Here is a 2,907-nt window from a genome sequence, read left to right on the forward strand (position 1 = left end):
TGAGACTGAGAGAAAATTTTATCAGAATTCCTCAAAAAGCTGGCTTTCGGTCGTGCGGAGCATGGAAACACGCGGGAAAAAGCAGCTTCTTCCCTCAAATGCCAATTTGTACCACTACGCTGCTAACAATCCTGTCAAGTATACAGACCCGGATGGACGGAAAATAGTTCCAGATGTTATTACAAACAAAAATGCTTATAAGATCATAAATAGTATGTTAAAAATAATTAAATGTAATAACACAAAAAGTCCAGAATTGACAGAATTAAAAGAAATGATAACTAAATTAGAAAATTGCGACCAAGTGATAAAAATATCCGTATTGCCAGGTGAAGGAGAAAACCAAACGATTGCGGATGAGATGGGAAAATCTGAGGGCTCTGGTAGTAGAATAATATTCTATTATGAATCAAGAAAAGGAGGAATTGATGATGAAGGAAACACCGACAGAGACCCGATAGTTGGTTTAGTTCATGAATTAGGACATGCAGAAGCATTTGCAGAGAAAAATTATGATACAAATAAGGGGGATAGAACACCTGGAACTACGCCTTCCGGTGAGAAAAATTCTCTAAAAAGGGAAAATCAAATGCGGAAGGTTTTAAAAATACCATTAAGAAGTTTTTATTATCAAAAAGAGGAGGTTTTGAATAAATGAATTTAAAAGTAATTTGTATTTTATTGTTTTGCATAAGTTTCCCATTATTTTCAGTTCCATTTTCCTTTCAAAAAGAAGCAGAAAATTGGATTAATGCAACAAAAGACAATGAAGAAGGGGTAAATTTCATTGGACCATTTCTAAGATGTCATTATCAAATAGAGAAAAATTTATGTTCAGAAGTTGAGTGTTTTTTAGAATCACTTGATAAAAAAGACTGGATTACAATTGTGAGACGGAATTTCGAGACAAGTTTTTTTTCAATTTCGATTTTGACACAGAACGGAAAAAATGTAGACTCTACTACTTTTTATATTGAAAAAGGAGAAATTATCAAGTCAGAAGAGTTGTTGAAAAACTACAATTTGAGCAAACTTTTATTTGTAGAGAAGAAAAACTATTATTACCATATAGATTCTAATGTTGCAGATGCAAGTAACTATTATATATTTGTTATGAAAAATGAAATTTTGTATTCTTATGCATATTACGGCAACAATTATAGTAAAAAAGATATTGATGAAATCATAAAAATAAAAGAAAGAATCGGGAAAAATGCATACGAACTGGTTAGTTACTTGCTATCTTTTTGATATTTTTTTTCTGTATAGCCCTTTCCCAATCCTCGTTGTATAGTGGAATTTTCGTTGCTTTTTCCTCCCACAAATACGGATTTGTGGGTGTAAGCCCAAAGCCAAAATACTTCGGAAAACGCAAGAATTTCGATAAGATTTTTACTGAATCCCTATTGAAAAATATGGCGTGTAGATAAAAAGGGGTAATTTTAACTTCTTCCTAAGAGGCTCGAAAATTTCTGATTAATTGGGATAATAAAGCAGATATAAAACAATGAAAAAATCTCTCGATACTGTTTGTTATTTGTTTTGAACAGTCAATGCTGCGCCCGCTATGGAGTACCGCCGTAGGCGTTCTGAAACGACCGTAAGGAGTGGAAGAATGAGCGTTAGCGAAGTACGGAACAGCGGTTGGCAGTTTATTTGCGCCAGAAATCTTGCTTTGACCGCATCACCAATGATTCGGTGGAGCTTGAGCGATTCGCAAAGTGGGGCGGAGTAAATCCTGAGGATTTTGCCGGGCTTTCAGAAGAGAATATTCATCTTGCCTTATATGAAATTCCGTCAGACAAATATGCTCTGATTGGAGAAGAAGCAAAGACCGTGATTGTCTCAAAGGACAAGTCACAGACAAGATTCGTTTTGGTGAGCGAGAAGCCTTTTGCCGTCAATGAGCGGCCGGAAGGGCTTCCTGCCGAAGCATATCAGGTGCCTCTTCCCCGCATTTCAACAGAAGCCTTGAAGAAGGAAATCGCTGATTCAAAGGCCCGCATTGTTGAAATTGAGAATGAAATAAAGGCATGCATACAGTACAAGAACGCGCTCAAAGATTCTGTAAGCGTAATCGCAAAGGACATTGAGCTTGAGAACTTGTATTCGGGCATGGGAATCGAAGAAAACTTGTCTTGGATTACGGGATTCGTTCCTGTGGATTCAATGGCGGCCTTCGAGTCTTTCGCAAAGAGTGAGAAATGGGCTTATGCGGCAAAGCGACCCGGCCGAAGACGACAATGTTCCTACAAAACTCAAGAACAACAAGCTCGTAAGTTTGATTTATCCTCTTACGGACTTTTTGGGAACAGTTCCCGGCTATCACGAATACGATATTTCGGGCTGGTTCCTGGCTTTCTTCACTATCTTCTTCGGAATGATTTTCGGAGACGGTGGATACGGTGCATTGGTCACTGCCGTTGCGTTAATCTTCATTTTGAAGAGCCTTTTCGGTGGCAAAAAAGTTCCTCCGATGCTTGGCCTTGTCCTTCTTCTGGGCGTGGCTACCATGGTCTGGGGAGCGGTCACATGTACCTGGTTCGGCCTGCAGCCTGAGCAGCTTCCTGAATGGATTGTCGCTCTTTCTGTTCCGCCGATTTCAAATGCGTACGCTGACGTTCAGTGGCTTCCTTTCTGGACTACTGATGCTTCTGGCGGCACACTCGGTACGGCTCAGAACCTTCAGATTTTCTGCTTTACGCTGGCTCTTATTCAGCTTTGCGTGGCTCATCTTAAGGGAATTGCCCGTTATATTACGGACAAGGGGCACAGACTCAAGGCATTGGGTGAATTCGGTTCATTCGTGCAGCTTATCGGCATGTACTGGGTTGTTCTTTCAATGGTCGTTGACGGAAATGTCTTCCCTCTCATGGGCGGAGATGTTTACGGTCTTCCATGGGGAAC

General features: G+C 39.8%; 2 protein-coding genes and 1 pseudogene. All 3 read left to right on the forward strand.

Features of this window, described 5'->3' with window-relative positions:
• The coding region (locus ACKI5B_RS07360) for a type III secretion system effector protein (RefSeq protein ID WP_407427324.1) at positions 1-658 on the forward strand (658 nt) is incomplete at its 5' end.
• Positions 655-1,251, forward strand: coding sequence for a hypothetical protein (locus tag ACKI5B_RS07365; RefSeq protein WP_407427326.1), 597 nt, complete (start codon positions 655-657; stop codon positions 1,249-1,251). The genes ACKI5B_RS07360 and ACKI5B_RS07365, both read left to right, overlap by 4 nt.
• Positions 1,252-2,212: 961 nt before the next feature.
• Positions 2,213-2,907, forward strand: a pseudogene (locus tag ACKI5B_RS07370) (V-type ATP synthase subunit I); the annotation flags it as partial.

Source organism: Treponema sp., from assembly GCF_045657965.1.
Taxonomy (GTDB): domain Bacteria; phylum Spirochaetota; class Spirochaetia; order Treponematales; family Treponemataceae; genus Treponema_D.